Annotated in this window: 16 protein-coding genes; 9 read left to right on the top strand and 7 right to left on the bottom strand. The window is 67.8% G+C overall.

The genetic code is table 11. From position 1 onward, the window contains the following. A partial coding sequence (locus AC07X4_RS17400) for an SPOR domain-containing protein (RefSeq protein WP_494740776.1) occupies positions 1-483 on the top strand: 483 nt, incomplete at its 5' end. A 15-nt stretch (positions 484-498) separates the two neighbouring features. Next, positions 499-1,242, top strand: coding sequence for a DUF6882 domain-containing protein (locus AC07X4_RS17395; protein ID WP_494740775.1), 744 nt, complete (start codon positions 499-501; stop codon positions 1,240-1,242). Between the two features lie 31 nt (positions 1,243-1,273). Here AC07X4_RS17395 and AC07X4_RS17390 read toward each other — a convergent pair whose 3' ends face one another. The 3 genes from AC07X4_RS17390 to AC07X4_RS17380 all read right to left on the bottom strand — a co-directional run bounded on the left by AC07X4_RS17390 (position 1,274) and on the right by AC07X4_RS17380 (position 4,613). After that, positions 1,274-2,278 carry an MBL fold metallo-hydrolase gene (locus AC07X4_RS17390; RefSeq protein ID WP_494740774.1) on the bottom strand — a complete coding sequence of 335 codons (1,005 nt, stop codon included), beginning with the start codon at positions 2,276-2,278 and terminating at the stop codon, positions 1,274-1,276. Positions 2,279-2,406: 128 nt separating this feature from the next. After that, positions 2,407-3,858 carry a sensor histidine kinase gene (locus tag AC07X4_RS17385; protein ID WP_015016304.1) on the bottom strand — a complete coding sequence of 484 codons (1,452 nt, stop codon included), beginning with the start codon at positions 3,856-3,858 and terminating at the stop codon, positions 2,407-2,409. 80 nt (positions 3,859-3,938) lie between these two features. After that, positions 3,939-4,613 (bottom strand): response regulator, encoded by a 675-nt coding sequence (locus AC07X4_RS17380; protein ID WP_056056624.1) that lies wholly within the window; start codon positions 4,611-4,613, stop codon positions 3,939-3,941. 138 nt (positions 4,614-4,751) lie between these two features. On the opposite strand from AC07X4_RS17380, the gene AC07X4_RS17375 reads away from it, so the two are divergent. The 3 genes from AC07X4_RS17375 to AC07X4_RS17365 all read left to right on the top strand — a co-directional run bounded on the left by AC07X4_RS17375 (position 4,752) and on the right by AC07X4_RS17365 (position 8,129). Next, the gene (locus AC07X4_RS17375) at positions 4,752-5,408 is read left to right on the top strand and encodes a response regulator (RefSeq protein WP_110960945.1); all 657 of its coding nucleotides are present in this window, start codon (positions 4,752-4,754) and stop codon (positions 5,406-5,408) included. Then, positions 5,405-6,817, top strand: coding sequence for a sensor histidine kinase (locus AC07X4_RS17370; RefSeq protein ID WP_494740773.1), 1,413 nt, complete (start codon positions 5,405-5,407; stop codon positions 6,815-6,817). The genes AC07X4_RS17375 and AC07X4_RS17370 overlap by 4 nt, the downstream gene beginning before the upstream one ends. A 100-nt stretch (positions 6,818-6,917) precedes the next feature. Then, on the top strand, positions 6,918-8,129 hold the full coding sequence (locus AC07X4_RS17365; RefSeq protein ID WP_494740772.1) for a serine hydrolase domain-containing protein: 1,212 nt from the start codon (positions 6,918-6,920) through the stop codon (positions 8,127-8,129). 24 nt (positions 8,130-8,153) lie between these two features. Here AC07X4_RS17365 and AC07X4_RS17360 read toward each other — a convergent pair whose 3' ends face one another. Together AC07X4_RS17360 and AC07X4_RS17355 are read right to left on the bottom strand one after the other, a co-directional pair. Continuing rightward, the gene (locus AC07X4_RS17360) at positions 8,154-9,089 is read right to left on the bottom strand and encodes an N-formylglutamate amidohydrolase (protein ID WP_494740771.1); all 936 of its coding nucleotides are present in this window, start codon (positions 9,087-9,089) and stop codon (positions 8,154-8,156) included. A 164-nt stretch (positions 9,090-9,253) separates the two neighbouring features. After that, positions 9,254-10,219, bottom strand: coding sequence for a tripartite tricarboxylate transporter substrate binding protein BugE (locus AC07X4_RS17355; protein ID WP_056057580.1), 966 nt, complete (start codon positions 10,217-10,219; stop codon positions 9,254-9,256). 107 nt (positions 10,220-10,326) lie between these two features. Here AC07X4_RS17355 and AC07X4_RS17350 point away from each other — a divergent pair, with 107 nt between their 5' ends. After that, on the top strand, positions 10,327-11,274 hold the full coding sequence (locus tag AC07X4_RS17350) for a LysR substrate-binding domain-containing protein (RefSeq protein ID WP_444825497.1): 948 nt from the start codon (positions 10,327-10,329) through the stop codon (positions 11,272-11,274). Here AC07X4_RS17350 and AC07X4_RS17345 read toward each other — a convergent pair. Then, positions 11,247-11,768, bottom strand: a complete 522-nt coding sequence (locus AC07X4_RS17345; RefSeq protein ID WP_494740770.1) for a MarR family winged helix-turn-helix transcriptional regulator — start codon at positions 11,766-11,768, stop codon at positions 11,247-11,249. The two genes, AC07X4_RS17350 and AC07X4_RS17345, sit on opposite strands and share 28 nt — an antisense overlap. Before the next feature lie 140 nt (positions 11,769-11,908). Between AC07X4_RS17345 and recA the strand changes: the two genes are divergently transcribed. Both recA and recX read left to right on the top strand, forming a co-directional pair. Continuing rightward, positions 11,909-12,985, top strand: a complete 1,077-nt coding sequence (gene recA / locus AC07X4_RS17340; protein WP_444825496.1) for a recombinase RecA — start codon at positions 11,909-11,911, stop codon at positions 12,983-12,985. 84 nt (positions 12,986-13,069) lie between these two features. Then, entirely contained in the window at positions 13,070-13,528 is a 459-nt protein-coding gene (gene recX, locus AC07X4_RS17335) for a recombination regulator RecX (RefSeq protein ID WP_494740769.1), read from the top strand. 55 nt (positions 13,529-13,583) lie between these two features. On the opposite strand, the gene argC is transcribed toward recX, so the two are convergent. Then, positions 13,584-14,516, bottom strand: coding sequence for an N-acetyl-gamma-glutamyl-phosphate reductase (gene argC, locus AC07X4_RS17330; protein WP_444825494.1), 933 nt, complete (start codon positions 14,514-14,516; stop codon positions 13,584-13,586). A gap of 206 nt (positions 14,517-14,722) precedes the next feature. Here argC and sucC point away from each other — a divergent pair, with 206 nt between their 5' ends. Continuing rightward, complete coding sequence (gene sucC, locus AC07X4_RS17325; RefSeq protein ID WP_121508197.1) at positions 14,723-15,883, top strand: ADP-forming succinate--CoA ligase subunit beta; 1,161 nt, start codon at positions 14,723-14,725, stop codon at positions 15,881-15,883. The last annotated feature ends 4 nt before the right edge of the window (positions 15,884-15,887 follow it).

Below are 15,887 nucleotides of genomic sequence, written 5' to 3'. Positions count from 1 at the left end.
CCCGCCTCCACACCGGCTGCCCCGGCCCCAGCGGACTCCGCCGAGTGCCTGCAGGCCGGCGTGTTTGACGACCGCCAGGCCGAAGCGCTGCGCACGGCTGCCGCCGGTTTGCCCCCAGGCAGTTGGGCGCTGGAGCCCACGCCCGTGCCGGGCCGCTGGATGGTCTACATGGGCCGGTTTGACGACATGGAAACGCTGGACCGCAAACGCGCCGAGCTGCGCGCCCGCAAGGTGGAGCACGACCGCGCGGGGGGCACGCTCGAACTGGGCCTGTCGCTGGGCCGCTTTGCCTCCAAGGAGGCGGCCGAGCGTGAGCTGGCCAATCTCGGCAACAAAGGCGTGCGCACCGCCCGCGTGATCCAGGAGCGCGCTGAATCCCCCGGCTTCACGCTGCGCCTGCCCTCAGTGAACGACGCGCTGCGGGCGCAGCTGGATGTGCTGCGCACCGCGATGGCCGGCAAGACGCTGCGCACTTGTGGCTAAGGTAGACACCGCCCCATGAACGAAGAGCCGACATCCATCCAGTGCGGTGAACATGGCGAAGCCGCACCCACCTACGTCTGCGGGCACCTGTGCCGCCACCCGGTGCAGCGCTGGTTTTGCGATGCGCCGTCGCCAGACACCCCCTACCCGGACGCCTGGTGTGCCAGCTGCAACGCCGAGCTGATGAAACGAGGCGGCGAGTGGAACGAACACAACGCTGACTGCCTGGATCTTCAGATCCTGTGCCACCACTGTTACGAGGACTCCATGGCGCGCAGCGTGGATGCCCTGGACGGCGAGGACGAGGCGGCCTGGATCGATGCGGTGACGGACGGCCACCACGCGCTGCGGGAGAAACAGCGCGCGCTGGAGTCGGACTACGGCATCTCGCGCTTTGAGCGCTGGGACTACGACCAGGCGGCGGGCACCTTGACCTTCTCTGACGGTGGCGTGCCCCGCGTGGTGGCCAGCATCGAGTTCATCGGCTCGGTGTCGGAAGCCAGCGGCACCTGGCTGTGGGCCTGGGCCAATTTCCATAACGAGGCCCCGGTGGTGTCGCGCATTGCCGCTGTGCGGGAGTTTGGCGAAGCCAGGGGCTTCCTGCACCTCACGGTGCCGCTGTGGAAGGGCGACGCCACCGATGGCTGGGAGCTGTCGGGTGTGGCCGCCCAGGTGTTGGGCGCCCAGGGTGTGTACCGCGTGCCCACGGCCCGGGGCTTTTTGTACATGGCCCTGATGTCGGTGCAGCGCGTGGCGTGAGCACGGTTGCTGCGCCAACCCCGGTGCAGCGCTATGGCAGCGGTATGGCGCGCGTCTCGCCCTGCCGCATGAGCCAGACGCGGTCCAGCGGCAGGCCACGCTGCGCGAGCGCGGCGGCCAGGTCGCGCGGCGGGTGGTCGAAGGCCTCCTGCGTCAGCATGAACGTGCCCCAGTGCACACCCATGGCCTGCCTGGCTTCCACGTCCAGCATGAGCTGCACGGCGTCCTCGGGGTTCACGTGCATGGGCTTCATGAAGTCGCGGGGCAGATAGGCGCCGATGGGCAATGCGAGAAAGTCCACCGGCCCCAGGCGCTGGCGGATGGCCTTGAAGTCGTCGCTGTAGCCCGTGTCGCCCGGGAACAGAAAACGCCAGGGCACAGCCGCCTGCGGGCGCGACCATTCCAGCAGGTACCCACCCCACAGCGAGGCATTCGTATCCCACGGGGTGCGGCGGCTCCAATGCTGCGACGGCGTGAACACCACGCGCACGCCGGGGGCGATGTCCGCGTGCTCCCACCAGTTCAACGCGGTGACGGGGCCCATGCCCCGCTGTGTGAACCAGTCGGCCAGCCCCAGCGGCACCACAAAGCGGGGCGACTGGCCCGCGTCGCGCAGGCGGCGCAAGGTGCCGTAGCAAAGGTGGTCGTAGTGGTTGTGCGAGATCAGCACCACATCGATGGGCGGCAGGTCCTCGGGCGTCAGGGGCGCAGGCACACGGCGCGGGGCACCGAAGCGGCCCAGGGGGCCCGCAAAATCGCACAGCGTGGGGTCCATCAGCACGTTCAGGCCCGCCACCTGCAGCAGCATGGAGACATGGCCCAGCCAGGTGATCACGGGTGCCTGCTGGCGCTGCGCCAGGCGCGCAGGGTCCACGGGCTGCGTCCATTGCCGGGCAAAGGCCTCGTAGCCACCCGCCGGTTCGCTGCGCGGCTTGAAATCGCCGCGCAGCGAGCGCCAGACCATTTCGTACCAGGGGAAGTTGCCGATCACCACGTCAGGGTGCGTGTTGGCAAAGCGGCGGGGCGGTGAGGTCATTGGGGGCTGCGTACGTGCAAAAAGATCGGGCCAAGCGACGAGGCTGCATGATGCCGGATGCCCGGTGCTGTGGCGGGTTGCCGGCGCATCAACCCTGCGGCGTGCCGGCCTTGTCTTCTGCCACAGGGTCAGCTGCCTGCCACCACGTCCCGCGCCGCAAAACGCACGCTGAAGCGCGCGCCGGGCGGGGTCTGGCCAGGGCGTGCGTCTTCGAGCGTGACCTCGGCATCGTGCTTGCTGGCGATCTCCAGCACGATGGGCAGGCCCAGGCCGGAGCCGTCGGCCTCGCTGCCCAGGGCGCGGTAGAACGGCTGGAACACCAGCTCGCGCTCGGCCTCGGGCACGCCGGGGCCGGAGTCCTCGACCTGCAGCAGCAGCACATGGCCGAAGGTGTCGGCCAGCACGCGGGCGGTGACCACGCCGGGCTTGTCGGGCGTGGAGGGGGTGTAGTTGATGGCGTTGTCCACCAGGTTGCGCACCAGCTCCTTGAGCAGCGTGGGGTTGCCGTCGATCAGCACGCCCGGCGATCCAGGCTCGGCGCCGTCGTAGCCCAGGTCGATGTGCTTGTCGAGCGCACGGGGCACCGAGTCGCGCACCACCTCGATCACCAGGCGCGCCAGGTCGCAGGGCTGGCGGGCAATGCCCACGCCGCTGCCCTCGGCCCGCGCCAGCGCCAGCAGCTGGTTGACGGTGTGTGTGGCGCGGATGCTGGAGCGCCCGATCTGCTGCAGCGAGCGCTTGAGCTCTTCGGTGCTGGTGCCTTCGCGCTGGGCCAGGTCGGCTTGCATGCGCAGGCCCGCCAGCGGGGTCTTGAGCTGGTGGGCTGCATCGGCCAGAAAGCGCTTTTGCGTGGCCAGCGAATCGTTCAGCCGCGTGAGCAGGTCGTTGACGGACGACACCAGCGGCGCCACTTCGAGCGGTACGGTGCGGTCGTCCAGCGGCGAGAGGTCGTCGGGGTTGCGCGCGCGGATGCGCTGCTCCAGCTGGTTGAGCGGCTGGATGCCGCGCGCCAGCGCCAGCCAGACCAGCAGCACGGCCAGCGGCAGGATGACGAACTGCGGCAGCATCACGCCCTTGATGATTTCGGTGGCCAGCACGCTGCGTTTTTCGCGCGTCTCGGCGACCTGGACCAGCGCCACCGGCGTGTCTTTCAGCGGCAGGCGCACCCAGATGTAGGCCACGCGGATGTCGATGCCGCGCATCTCGGCATCGCGCAGCCGCACCTCGCCCGACAGGGGCACCTCGTCGCTCGGGGGCTCGGGCAGTTCGCGCTCGCCCGAGAGGAACTCGCCGCCCGGGCCGATGACCTGGTAGTACACGATGTCGGAGTCGTCGGCGCGCAGGATCTCGCTGGCGGGCTGGGGCAGGTTGAACTGCGCCTTGTCGCCCACCACGCTCACCAGTTGGGCGAGGGCGTGGGCGTTGTACTCCAGCGCCCGGTCAAACGGCTTGTTGGCCAGGCCCTGCGCCACCAGCCAGGTCAGCGCCAGGCTCACAGGCCACAGCAGCAGCAGCGGCGTGAGCATCCAGTCCAGGATTTCGCCGAACAGGGAGCGCTGCTCGCGCTGGAAGATCTTCACAGCGGCCGCCGTGGCATTTTTGATGCCAAAACACCCGATAGCGCTAGATTCATATGCACAAGCTGCTATCGTTTTGATAGTTAATTGGGGATCTTCTCAAGGCAGTAGCCCAGGCCGCGCACGGTGGCGATGCGGATGGGCCCGCCTTCGATCTTCTTGCGCAGGCGGTGGATGTAGACCTCGATGGCGTTGTTGCTCACCTCCTCGCCCCACTCGCACAGGCGCTCCACCAGCTGCTCCTTGCTCACCAGGCGGCCGGCGCGCTGCAGCAGCACCTCCAGCAGGCCCAGCTCGCGGGCGGACAGCTCGATCATCTTGCCGTCGATGGTGGCCACGCGGCCGGCCTGGTCGTACACCAGCGGGCCGTGCTTGATGGCGCTGCTGGTGCCGCCCATGCCCCGGCGCGTGAGGGCACGCACGCGGGCTTCGAGCTCTTGCAGGCTGAAGGGCTTGGCCATGTAGTCGTCGGCGCCAAAGTCCAGGCCCTTCACGCGCTCTTCCACGCTGTCTGCGGCGGTGAGGATGAGCACCGGCAGGGCGGAGCCCCGGCCGCGCAGCTTTTTCAGTACCTCCAGCCCATGCATCTTGGGCAGGCCCAGGTCCAGGATGAGCAGGTCGAACTCGTTGTTGGTCATGAGCGCCGCGTCGGCCTCGCTGCCGCTGGCGACATGGTCCACCACGGCGCCCGAGGCACGCAGCGTGCGCAGCAGGCCATCGGCCAGCACCTGGTCGTCTTCGGCAATGAGGATGCGCATGCGGACTGTCTCCTTGGGTGGTGCGGCCCGTGGGCGGGCCTGTGTCGTCATTGTCTGCCTGTGCGAGGATTTTAGGCGCCCGCTCCCTGTCCGGCGCCTTTGGCTGGCTGCAAGCTGGGGGCACGGAAAATGGCGGCCATGCACATCCTGCTCATCGAAGACGACCTGGACCTGGGCCAGGCCCTGCTGCAAGCCCTGCAGCAGGGCGGATTCACTGTGCAATGGCTGCGCAGCGTGGCCGCCACGCCGCCCCTGCCCGACGCCAACGAGGTCGCCGCCGTGCTGCTGGACCTGACCCTGCCCGACGGTCAGGGCATGGCGTTGCTGCGTCGCTGGCGCCGCGCGGGCCTCAGCCTGCCGGTGATCGTGATCACGGCCCGCACCGCCTTGCAGGACCGGCTTGACGGCCTGGACGGCGGTGCCGACGACTACGTGCTCAAGCCCTTCGATGTGCCCGAGCTGCTGTCGCGCCTGCACGCCGTGTTGCGGCGCAGTGCGCGCCAGGCCAGCGAGGAGTGGACGCTGGGCGCGCTGCGCCTGGCGCCCCGGCGGCACGAGGCCTGGGTGGGCGACGAGCCCCTGGCGCTGTCACCGCGCGAGTTCCGGCTGCTGGTGGAGCTAGCGCGCGAACCCGGCAAGGTGGTGGCCAAGAACGTCCTTGCCCAGCGGCTCGAACCCCTGGGCGACGCGCTGGACGCCGCCACACTGGAGGTGCATGTCTCCAACCTGCGCAAGAAGATTGGCGCCGAGCGCGTGGTCACGGTGCGTGGCGTGGGCTACCGGCTGCAGCCATGACACCACCGACCGAAACCCCCGCGCCCCCACGCGGCTGGTGGGGCCCGAGCCTCATGCGCCGCACCCTGCTGGCACTGCTCGCGGCCATGGCGCTGGTGTGGCTGGTGCTGCTGGGCCAGGCGGCCATCACCCACTACCGCGCCATGGACACCAACCCCGGCGTGCGCCAGCTCGCGCAGGGGCTGGCAGGGGCTCTGGCCACGCTGGAGCAACCCGCCGAGGCCCGCGCGCTGGTGCACGGCATGGCCCACACCCTCAACGCCATGCGCGCCGATGTGGACCTGCTGCAGGGCACCTCGGTGCTGCTGCAGCTGCAGGACCGCACAGGCCAGCTTCTGCATAGCAGCACGGCCGGTGTGCGCGCGGTGGTGCTGGCAGGCGATGCGGGCCATGCCGCGATGGACGTGGCCGGCACCCCCCATTGGGTGGCCTGGGAAAGCACGGGCCCCTGGCGCGTGGTGGTGGCCGAGCCCCGCCTGGCCGATGCGCGGCTGCTGGGCTTCATGGGCGAAGACCTGGCGGCCTCGGTGCTGCTGGCGCTGCCGCTGGTGGGCCTGCCGCTGTGGCTGGCCGTGCGCACCGGGCTGCGCCCGCTGGCGCGGCTGGATGCCCAGATCGCCGCGCGCTCGGCCAACGACCTGCGGCCGCTGCAGCACCTTCCGCCCCAGCGCGAGCTGCACGGCCTGGCCCAGTCGTTCGACCAGCTGCTGGCCCGCCTGCGGGCCCACCTGGCGCGCGAAAAGGCCCTGGTGCACGACGCGGCCCACGAACTGCGCACGCCCATGGCCGTCATCGCCACCCAGGCCCATGTGCTGGCGCAAGCCCCCGAAGGCCCCGCACGCGCGCAGGCCAGCGAGGCGCTGACGCGCGCCGTGCAGCGCGCCGCGCATCTGAGCGAACAGCTGCTCATGCTGGCAGCCCTGGAAGAAGCCCCCGCGCTGGACTCCGCCGCGCCCCAGGACCTGATGGCGCTGCTGCAGGACTGCCTGGCAGAGCGCGCGGGCTGGGCCGAGGGCCTGGGCGTGGAGCTGTCGCTGGACGGCCCGGACACCCTGGAGCTGCCGTTGGACCGCCAGCTGCTCTGGTCCGCCCTGGGCAATGTGCTGGACAACGCGCTCAAGCACGGCTGCGGCCCCGGTGCGGGGCGCGAGGTGCAGTTGCGGGTGTGGCAGGAGGGCGGCGACGTGGTGGTCTGGATTGCCGACGACGGCCCGGGCATAGCGGCCGGCGAGCAAGACCGGGTGTTCGAGCGCTTCTGGCGCTCGCCGCGCGCGCGCAGCAGCGGATCGGGCCTGGGACTCACCATTGCACAGCAGGCCATCGGCCACCTGGGCGGGCAGGTCCGCCTGGGGCCGGGGCTTCATGGGCGGGGCGTGGGCTTCACGCTGCGCTGGCCGGTGGCGGGCTGACAATCCGCACCCGGCAGCTCCACGCCCAGCGCAGATCTTTGGGTTCGCCCAAGGTTCGCGTTTCAACAATCCCGGCATCTTCTTCACTTCACGAGATGCCATGAACCCTACCCACCTTGTTACCCCTTCCACGGCGCGCAGCGCCCCTATTCTCTCGCGCCGCCACTGGCTGGCCGCTGCAGGCCTGTCCACGCTGGGCAGTGTGCTCACCGCCTGCGGCGGTGGCGACGACGACGGTCCCCGCGAAGCCCACAAGCGGGTGCAGACTCTGGCCCAAGGGCTGGTGAAGCAGGGCGTGGTGGGAGCCGCAGCCGGGTGGGCGGACCCGCGCCAGGTCCGCACAGCCGTCGCGGGGCTGCGCCGCCTGGGTGGCAATGCGCCCCTGGCCTCCGGCGACCTGATGGCCATCGGCTCCAACACCAAGGCCATGACGGCCTGCGCGGCCGCGAGTGTGGTGGACCAGGGCCTGCTGCGCTGGGACAGCACGCTGGCCCAGACCTTGCCCGAGCTGGCGCAGAGCGCCCTGCCCGCCTACCAGCAGATCACGCTGCGCGACCTGCTGGACCATCGCGCCGGGGTGATGGGTTTTTCAGCCATCGAAGACGTGGACCTGTTCGTGAATGCAGTGGGCCCTGAGGTGCTGGCGCGCTGGCAGCAACCTGCGGAGGCGGAGGCGTTCTTCCTGCAGTGGCTGCTGCGCCAGCCGCCCGTTCGCGGCACGGGCGCAGACCCGGGCTTTGCCTACTCCAACGCAGGCTATGCGCTGGCGGCCCGCATGCTGCGCGCGGCCACGGGCCTGGGGTGGGCGGATCTGCTGCGCCAGCGCGTGGCCCAGCCCCTGGGCCTTTCGCTCTTTGTGGGAGAACCGATGCGTGCCGGTAGCCAGCAGCCCGCCGGGCATGAAATCCTGGACGGGCGGCTGCAGCCCCTGCCCCTGGCCGAGGCGCCGGAACGTGTGTGGCTGGAGGTCCTGGACCCGGCAGGCGCCGTGAGCCTGACGGTGGAGGAGGACGCGCGGTGGCTGCAGTGGCACCTGCAGGCATTGCGCGGCGACGCCACCCCCTTGCCCCGCAGCTATGTGAAGGGCCTGCAGGACCTGGGGCATGCCCCCGCAGGCCGCTATGGCCTGGGTTGGCTGGTGCATGCGGTGCACGGCACGGGCTGGTTGCTGCACAACGGGCAGGACGCGGGCTTTCAGGCGCTGTCGGTGGTCGCACTCGATGGTTCGCGCGCGGGCCTGGCCCACAGCAATATCGCCACGGCGGACAGCATGGGCCTGCTCTACGAAGGGGTCTCCACGCTGGTGGCCTGAGCCCGCCGGGCCTGCGTCGGGTGCTCAGCGCTGATCGTGTGCCAGCAGCCTCTGCACCAGGGTCTTGAGGTCCGCCTGCAGCCGCGCCATGCCCTCAGGCATCTGGGCGAGCGTCTGCTCGTCCATGTAGAGCTTGCGGTTGATCTCGACCTGGATGCTGTGGCGGTGCTGCGCGGGGTTGCCGTAGCGGCGCACCAGCTCCACGCCCTTGTAGGGGTGGTTGTATTCGACGCTATAGCCGCATGCGCGCAGGTGCTCGCAGATCAGTGCCGACAGCGCCGGGCTGGCGGTGGTGCCATCGCGGTCGCCCACCACAAAGTCGGCATGCTCCAGCCCCGGAAACTCGGTGGCAAAGCGCCCGGCCACGGCGGGCATGGAGTGGCAGTTGAGGTGGATGCTGTAGCCGTGGCGCGCATGGGCGGCATCGATGGCCTGGGCCACGGCGGCGTGGTACGGGCGCCAGCAGCGGTCGATGCGCGCACGCACCTCGGCCACAGTGAGCTGGCGCTGGTAGATGGGTTCGCCCTGGTCGGTGAACTTCCAGATCAGCCCCTTGCCCAGGCGCACCTTGCTGAGCACCTTGGGATCGGTGGAGACGGGGTCGGGCCAGTCGCCGTCCAGCAGGCTGGTGTCCAGCTCGGTCGTATCGCGGTTGGCGTCCAGGTAGATGCGGGGGAAGTGGGCCTCGACCCAGGCCACGCCGAGCGCGGGGGCAAAGTCGTAGATCTTTTCGACGTGGGTGTCTTCGGCCCGGCGCAGCGTGGCCAGGTCTAGGGCGGAACCAAAGTCGTCGGGGTACCGGGTGCCGCTGTGGGGGGAGTCGAGGACCAGTGGTGTGCTGCCGGGCACCGCAGTGACGGTGGCGGTGCTGGAGGGTTGTGTGGCAAGTCCCGGCGAGCCGGTGACGCCGGGCTGGGCCTGCTGGAAGCGGTGGTGGATCAGTTTCAAGGCTGCATGCATAGGCAGAGTGTGCGCAAAGGAGGGCGGCTGGCCTAGCCGCCCAGACCGGGATGTGACTATGGTTATCCCTGAGACCTTGAGCAGGCCCGGGAAGTAGGCTTGCCTGCGTCGTCTCACCATCCCAGCTGTGGCCGTCCCCGGGCTCAGGGCCCGGGGAAATCAGGTCAGTCGAGCACCACCTTGGCGTAGGCCGCCACGCGCTTCATTTTGTCGATCTCGCTGGCGATCTGGGCCGTGAATTCCTTGGGTGTGGTGCCCGAGGGGTAGAGGCCCTGTCCCGCCAGGCGCTCGCGCACGGCGGGCTCCTTCAGGGCCTGGGCGACGGCTTGCTGGATGCGCTCTGCCGCCGCCGGGGGCGTGCCCGCAGGGGCCACCAGGCCAAACCATGAAGGCTCGTTGGCCTGCTTGTAGCCCAGTTCGGCGTAGGTGGGCACATCGGGCAACACATCCAGCCGCTCGGGCCACGACACCGCCAGCGCCTTGAGCTTGCCCGATTTGACGTGCGGGAGCGACGAAGCCACCTGGTCAAAGTACACCGCCACCTGGCCCGCCAGCACGTCGTTGATGGCCGGGCCTGCACCACGGTAGGGGATGTGCACCATGGAGGTGCCGGTGCTGCTCTTGAACAGCTCTCCCCACATGTGGCCGATGGTGCCGTTGCCGGGGGTGGCGTAAGACACCTTGCCGGGGTTGGCCTTGAGGTACTTCACCAGCTCCGCAAAGTCCTTGACGGGCACCACGGCCGGGTTGATCACGATGACGCCCGGGGCCTTGACGATCTCGGTCACGCCGATGAAGTCCTTGGTCGGGTGGTAGGGCAGCTTGGTGTACACGGCGGGGTTCACGCCATGGGTGGACAGCGTGGCCACGCCCAGGGTGAGGCCGTCTGCCGGCGCGCGGGCGACTTCGGCCATGCCGATGGAGCCGCCTGCGCCGCCCCGGTTTTCCAGCACCACGGGCTGCTTGAGGATGCGCGCCAGCGACTCTTGCAGACTGCGGGCCGTGATGTCCGTGGCGCCCCCGGGCGGGAACGGAACGATGATGCGCAGGGGCTTGCCCTCTTGCGCCAAAGACATTCCGGGAGCGAAAGATACGGCGGCCAGTGCTGAGAGCAGGTGACGGCGTTGCATGGGCGTTTCTCCTATGGGTTGCATCGAGGTTAAAGGATTCAGTGCGCTCTACCAAGCAATGGATATGCCTGATAACATTCCAATTTGGAATGATTTGATTACTTACTATGTCATCTCTTCGCCGCCTCTCGCCACCCGTTCACCTGCTGCGGGCGTTTTCCACGGTGACGCGGTTCGGCGGGGTGTCCCGCGCGGCCGAGGCCCTGCACCTCACCCAAAGCGCGGTCAGCAAACAGGTCAAGGAACTGGAGACCTGGGTGGGCGTGCCGCTGTTCGAACGCAGCCGCAAGCGCCTGGCGCTCACCCCCGCCGGCGAGCGCTACGAAAAGGCGGTGCGTGGCGTGCTGGCGCAGTTGGAGGCCGCCACGCTGGAGCTGATCACCAGCGATGACGGTGGGGGGGCGCTGCACCTGTCCAGCCTGCCCACGTTTGCGGCCAAATGGCTCATCCCACGCCTGCCGCAGTTCCAGCAGCAGCACCCGCAAATCACGCTGCACTTTGTGCCTTATGTGCACAGCTACGACTTCACCCGCCCCGAGCTGGACTGCGCCATCCTGTTCGGCGACGGCCACTGGCCCGGCGCGCACGCCCACCACATCACGGGCAACGAGGTGGCGCTGATCGCCCCCCGCACCAAGGTGGCCGACTGGGCCATCCACACCCCGCGCGATGTGGCCCGCTACACGCTGCTGCGCCACGTGACCGTGCCCGAGGCGTGGTTGCGCTGGAGCGAGACGCACGGGGTGGAGGGCCTCATCGACCCGCTGGCCGGGCCGCAGTTCGACCAGTTCCAGACCATGATCCGCGCCGTGATGGCGGGCATGGGCCTGGCGCTGGTGCCGCGCTGCCTGGTGCAGGATGAAATCACGGCAGGCCTGGTGCGCGAGCCCCTGCCCGATGCCGACCTGCGCGGCGGTTACCGGAGTGATGTGGGCTACTGGTTCTGCTACCCCGAAGGCCGCACGCAGCTGCACGCGCTGCAGTGCTTCAGGGAATGGCTGCTGGCTTGCGCCGAGCCGATGGGGGCTCAGGCACCCGTATCGCCGCCCGCATAGGCCTCCAGCCCAATGGCCACCACGGTGGCCACGTCATGGCCCACCTCGGCGCGGAACTCCGCCTCGGCCTGCGCCACGGCATCCCGGAACGCTTGCAGCCACGCCAGGCCGGTGGGCGTGAAGCACACGCGGCGCGCCCGCGCATCCAGCGGGTCGGCCTCGCGCGTGACCAGCCCCCATGCCTCGCACTGGTCCACCAGGTTGGCCATGGCCTGCTTGGTCATGCCCGCGCGCTGGGCCAGATCGGTCAACCGGTCGCCCTGCAAGGCCAGGTGCCGGGTGATGTGCACGTGCGCAGCCGTCACCTGGTCGCGTGCCGCCAGGTTGGACAGCGCCAGCGGCACCTCCACATTGCGCGCCATGAGCTGCAGCACCCGCGCGTCGAAGCGGCGCAGGGCGCTGCCCATCAGGCGGCCCAGGTGGGTCTGGCGCCAGCGGTCGTCAGGCACTGGGGCGGGCGTGGCAAGGGGGGCGGCTGGAGAAAAATCGGCCATGCGATATTGTCAGGCAAACTGACTAAAAATCGCTTTATCTGGATTTCATTGCTCGCATAAACTACTGTTCAAGCATCCAGCCTGTGATTAATCGCAGAGCGATGCAAGCATCCAACCTGTTGTTTTTCAAGGAGTTTCTCATGGACGTCGCAGTCAAAGGCACCAACCCCGCATTGCCCGTGAACACGGAAAAGGCCAAGGCCCTGGCCGCCGCGCTCGCCCAGATCGAGAAGCAATTCGGCAAGGGCACGATCATGCGCCTGGGTGAAGGCGAGGTGATCGAGGACATCCAGGTCGTCTCCACCGGCTCGCTGGGCCTGGACATTGCGTTGGGTGTGGGTGGCCTGCCCCGTGGCCGTGTGGTCGAAATCTATGGCCCGGAATCGTCGGGCAAGACCACGCTCACGCTGCAGGTGATTGCCGAGATGCAAAAACAGGGCGGCACCTGCGCGTTTGTCGACGCAGAGCACGCCCTGGATGTGCAGTACGCCCAGAAGCTGGGTGTGCAGCTGTCCGACCTGCTGATCAGCCAGCCTGACACCGGCGAGCAGGCGCTGGAAATCGTGGACAGCCTGGTGCGCTCCGGCGCCGTGGACCTGATCGTGGTGGACTCGGTAGCTGCGCTCACGCCCAAGGCCGAAATCGAAGGCGAGATGGGCGACGCCCTGCCCGGCCTGCAAGCCCGCCTGATGAGTCAGGCGCTGCGCAAGCTCACCGCCACGATCAAGAAGACCAACTGCATGGTCATCTTCATCAACCAGATCCGCATGAAGATCGGCGTGATGTTCGGCTCGCCCGAAACGACGACCGGCGGCAATGCGCTCAAGTTCTATGCCTCGGTGCGCCTCGACATCCGTCGCACCGGCACGATCAAGAAGGGCGACGAAGCCATCGGCAACGAGACCAAGGTCAAGGTGGTCAAGAACAAGGTGAGCCCGCCCTTCAAGACGGCCGAGTTCGACATCCTGTTCGGTGAAGGCATCAGCCGCGAGGGCGAGATCATCGACATGGGCGTGACGGCCAAGATCGTGGAAAAGAGCGGTGCCTGGTACGCCTACAACGGCGAAAAGATCGGCCAGGGCCGCGACAACGCGCGTGAGTTTTTGCGCGAAAACCCCGACCTGGCCCGCGAGATCGAGAACAAGGTGCGCGAAGGCCTGGGCATTGCGCTGCTGCCTGGCGCACTGCAGGCCCCAGTAGCGGCTGCAGACGAGTGATTTCCGGTTTTTGAAGCTAAATAGCCCGCAGGCGCTCATATCATATGCGTCTGTAGCTATTGAAAATATAGCATTTAGTCAATCATGGGATTCACTGCGCTCTCGCTCAAGGGCCGTGCGCTGCGGCTGCTGAGCCAGCGGGAGCATTCGCGCGCCGAGCTGCAGCGCAAGCTCGCGCCCCATGTGCAGGAGGGCGAAGACCTGGAGGCTGTGCTGGACGACCTGCAGGCCCGGGACTTCATCAGCGAGGCGCGCGTGGTGGAGTCGGTGTTGCACCGGCGCGCTGGGCGTCTGGGTGCATCGCGCATCCGGCAGGAGCTGCAGTCCAAGGGGCTGGGCGCAGAGGCCGTGCAGCAGGCGGTGGCCCAGCTGCAGGGCAGCGAACTGGAGCGTGCCCGCGCGGTGTGGCGCCGCAAGTTTGGCGAACCCGCCGCAGATCCGCAAACCCGCGCCAAGCAGATGCGGTTTTTGCTGGTGCGGGGGTTCTCAGGCGATGTGGCGCGGCGCGCTGTGCTGGGCGTCGATGCGTCTGACGAGGGCTGACCGCAACGCCAACAAGCGGGGCATCGGCCCCGCTTCCTGACGCGCTCTGAGGTGTTTACACGCCCAGCATCAATCGCAGGTTCTGCACTGCAGCGCCACTGGCGCCCTTGCCCAGGTTGTCCAGGCGCGCGATGACCACGGCCTGCCGGTACTGCTCGTTGGCAAACACGCGCAGCTCCAGCTTGTTGGTGTCGGTCAGCGTGTCGGCGGCCAGCTTCAAATCGTCGGTGGGGGGCGGCACGCTGACCCATTGTTCTGGCGTGTTGGTGCGGCTGTAGTGGCTGGCCAGCACGTCGTGCAGGTCGCTGGCCTTGGGGGCTCCGGGCAACAGGTCCAGGTGCAGCGGCATCTGCACCAGCATGCCCTGGCGGAAGTTGCCCACCGCAGGGATGAACACCGGGCGGCGTGTGAGCCCGGTGTAGCGCAAGATTTCGGGGATGTGCTTGTGCGTCAGGCCCAGGGCATAGGCTTCATACGGCGCTGCAGTGCCTGCCTCGTAGGCTTCGATCATGGTGCGGCCGCCGCCGGAGTAGCCCGAGACCGAGGGCAGGCTCAATGGGTAGTCCGCAGGAATCAGGCCCGCATCGACCAGCGGGCGCAGCATGGCAATCGCTCCAGTGGCGTAGCAGCCGGGATTGGAGACGCGGGTGGCGTCGCGCACCGCTTGTGTCTGCGCTGGTGCGAGTTCCGGAAACCCGTACACCCAACCATCGGCCGTGCGGTGCGCCGTGCTGGCATCGATCACCTTGACCTTGCGGCCCGAGCTGCGCTCGATCTCGTCCACCATCGCCACGGTGTCGCGCGCAGCGTCGTCGTGCAGGCACAGCACCACCAGATCCACCCCCGCGATCAGGTCGCGCTTGGCGGCCGGGTCTTTGCGCAGCTCAGGCGCAATGCTGACCAGCTCGATCTGCGGCATGGCCTGCAGGCGCTCGCGGATCTGCAGGCCTGTGGTACCGGCTTCGCCATCAATAAAGACTTTGGACATGGAGGTGCTCCTGCAAAAAGGTGGCAGCGTCTGCCGGATAGAAAAGGGGGGATGGGAAGGCTATCAGGCCAGCCCAGGGTGTAAGTCAGGCACAAGGATGGTGCGTTGCAGCATGATACAGTCGCGGGTTGCCATGTCCCAAGCCCGCGGCCAGACATCTGTTCATGGTAAACGGGTAACTACCACCCTTCCCTGAGAGAGACCTCATGAAGATTCACGAATACCAAGGCAAGGAAATCTTGCGCAATTTTGGTGTGCCCGTTCCGCGTGGCATTCCCGCATTCACGGTGCAAGAAGCCGTGGAAGCAGCCCAGAAGCTCGGCGGCCCCGTTTGGGTGGTCAAGGCCCAGATCCACGCCGGTGGCCGTGGCAAGGGCGGCGGCGTGAAGGTTGCCAAGACCATTGACGACGTGAAAGCACGCGCCAGCGAAATCCTAGGCATGCAGCTGGTCACGCACCAGACTGGCGCTGAGGGCCAGAAGGTCCGCCGCCTGTACATCGAAGACGGCGCCGACATCAAGAACGAACTGTATGTGTCGCTGGTCACTGACCGCGCCACGCAGAAGGTCGCCCTGATCGCTTCGAGCGAAGGCGGTATGGACATCGAGGAAGTGGCCCACTCCACGCCCGAGAAGATCATCACCGAGATGATCGACCCGCTGACCGGCATCACTGAAGCGCAGAGCCGCAAGGTGGCAGCAGCCATCGGCCTGACCGGCGCTTCCATCGACCAAGCAGTAGACATCTTCGCCAAGATCTACAAGTGCTACATGGACACCGACGCGTCGCTGGTGGAAATCAACCCCCTGAACTGCGACTCCAAGGGCAACCTGATGGCCCTGGACGCGAAGTTCAACTTTGACGCCAACGCGCTGTTCCGCCACCCCGAAATCGTGGCCTTCCGTGATCTGGACGAAGAAGATCCGGCCGAAGTGGAAGCCTCCAAGTTCGACCTGGCCTACATCAGCCTCGATGGCAACATCGGCTGCCTGGTGAACGGCGCCGGCCTGGCCATGGCCACCATGGACACCATCAAGCTGTTCGGCGGCGAGCCGGCCAACTTCCTGGACGTGGGCGGCGGTGCCACCCCCGAGAAGGTGACTGAAGCCTTCAAGATCATGCTGAAGAACCCCAAGGTCGAAGGCATTCTGGTCAACATCTTCGGCGGCATCATGAAGTGCGACACCATCGCCACCGGCGTGATCACAGCTTGCAAGGCCGTGAACCTGAACGTGCCGCTGGTCGTGCGCATGAAGGGCACGAACGAAGAGCTCGGCAAGAAGATGCTGGCCGAGTCTGGCCTGCCCATCATTGCCGCAGACACCATGGCCGAAGCTGCGACCAAGATCGTTGCTGCCGTCAAGTAAGCCC

This window comes from Acidovorax sp. GW460-11-11-14-LB4 (genome assembly GCF_059423685.1).
Note: the sequence above shows the minus strand (reverse complement) of the source record. Positions and strands in the feature narration are given on the sequence as shown.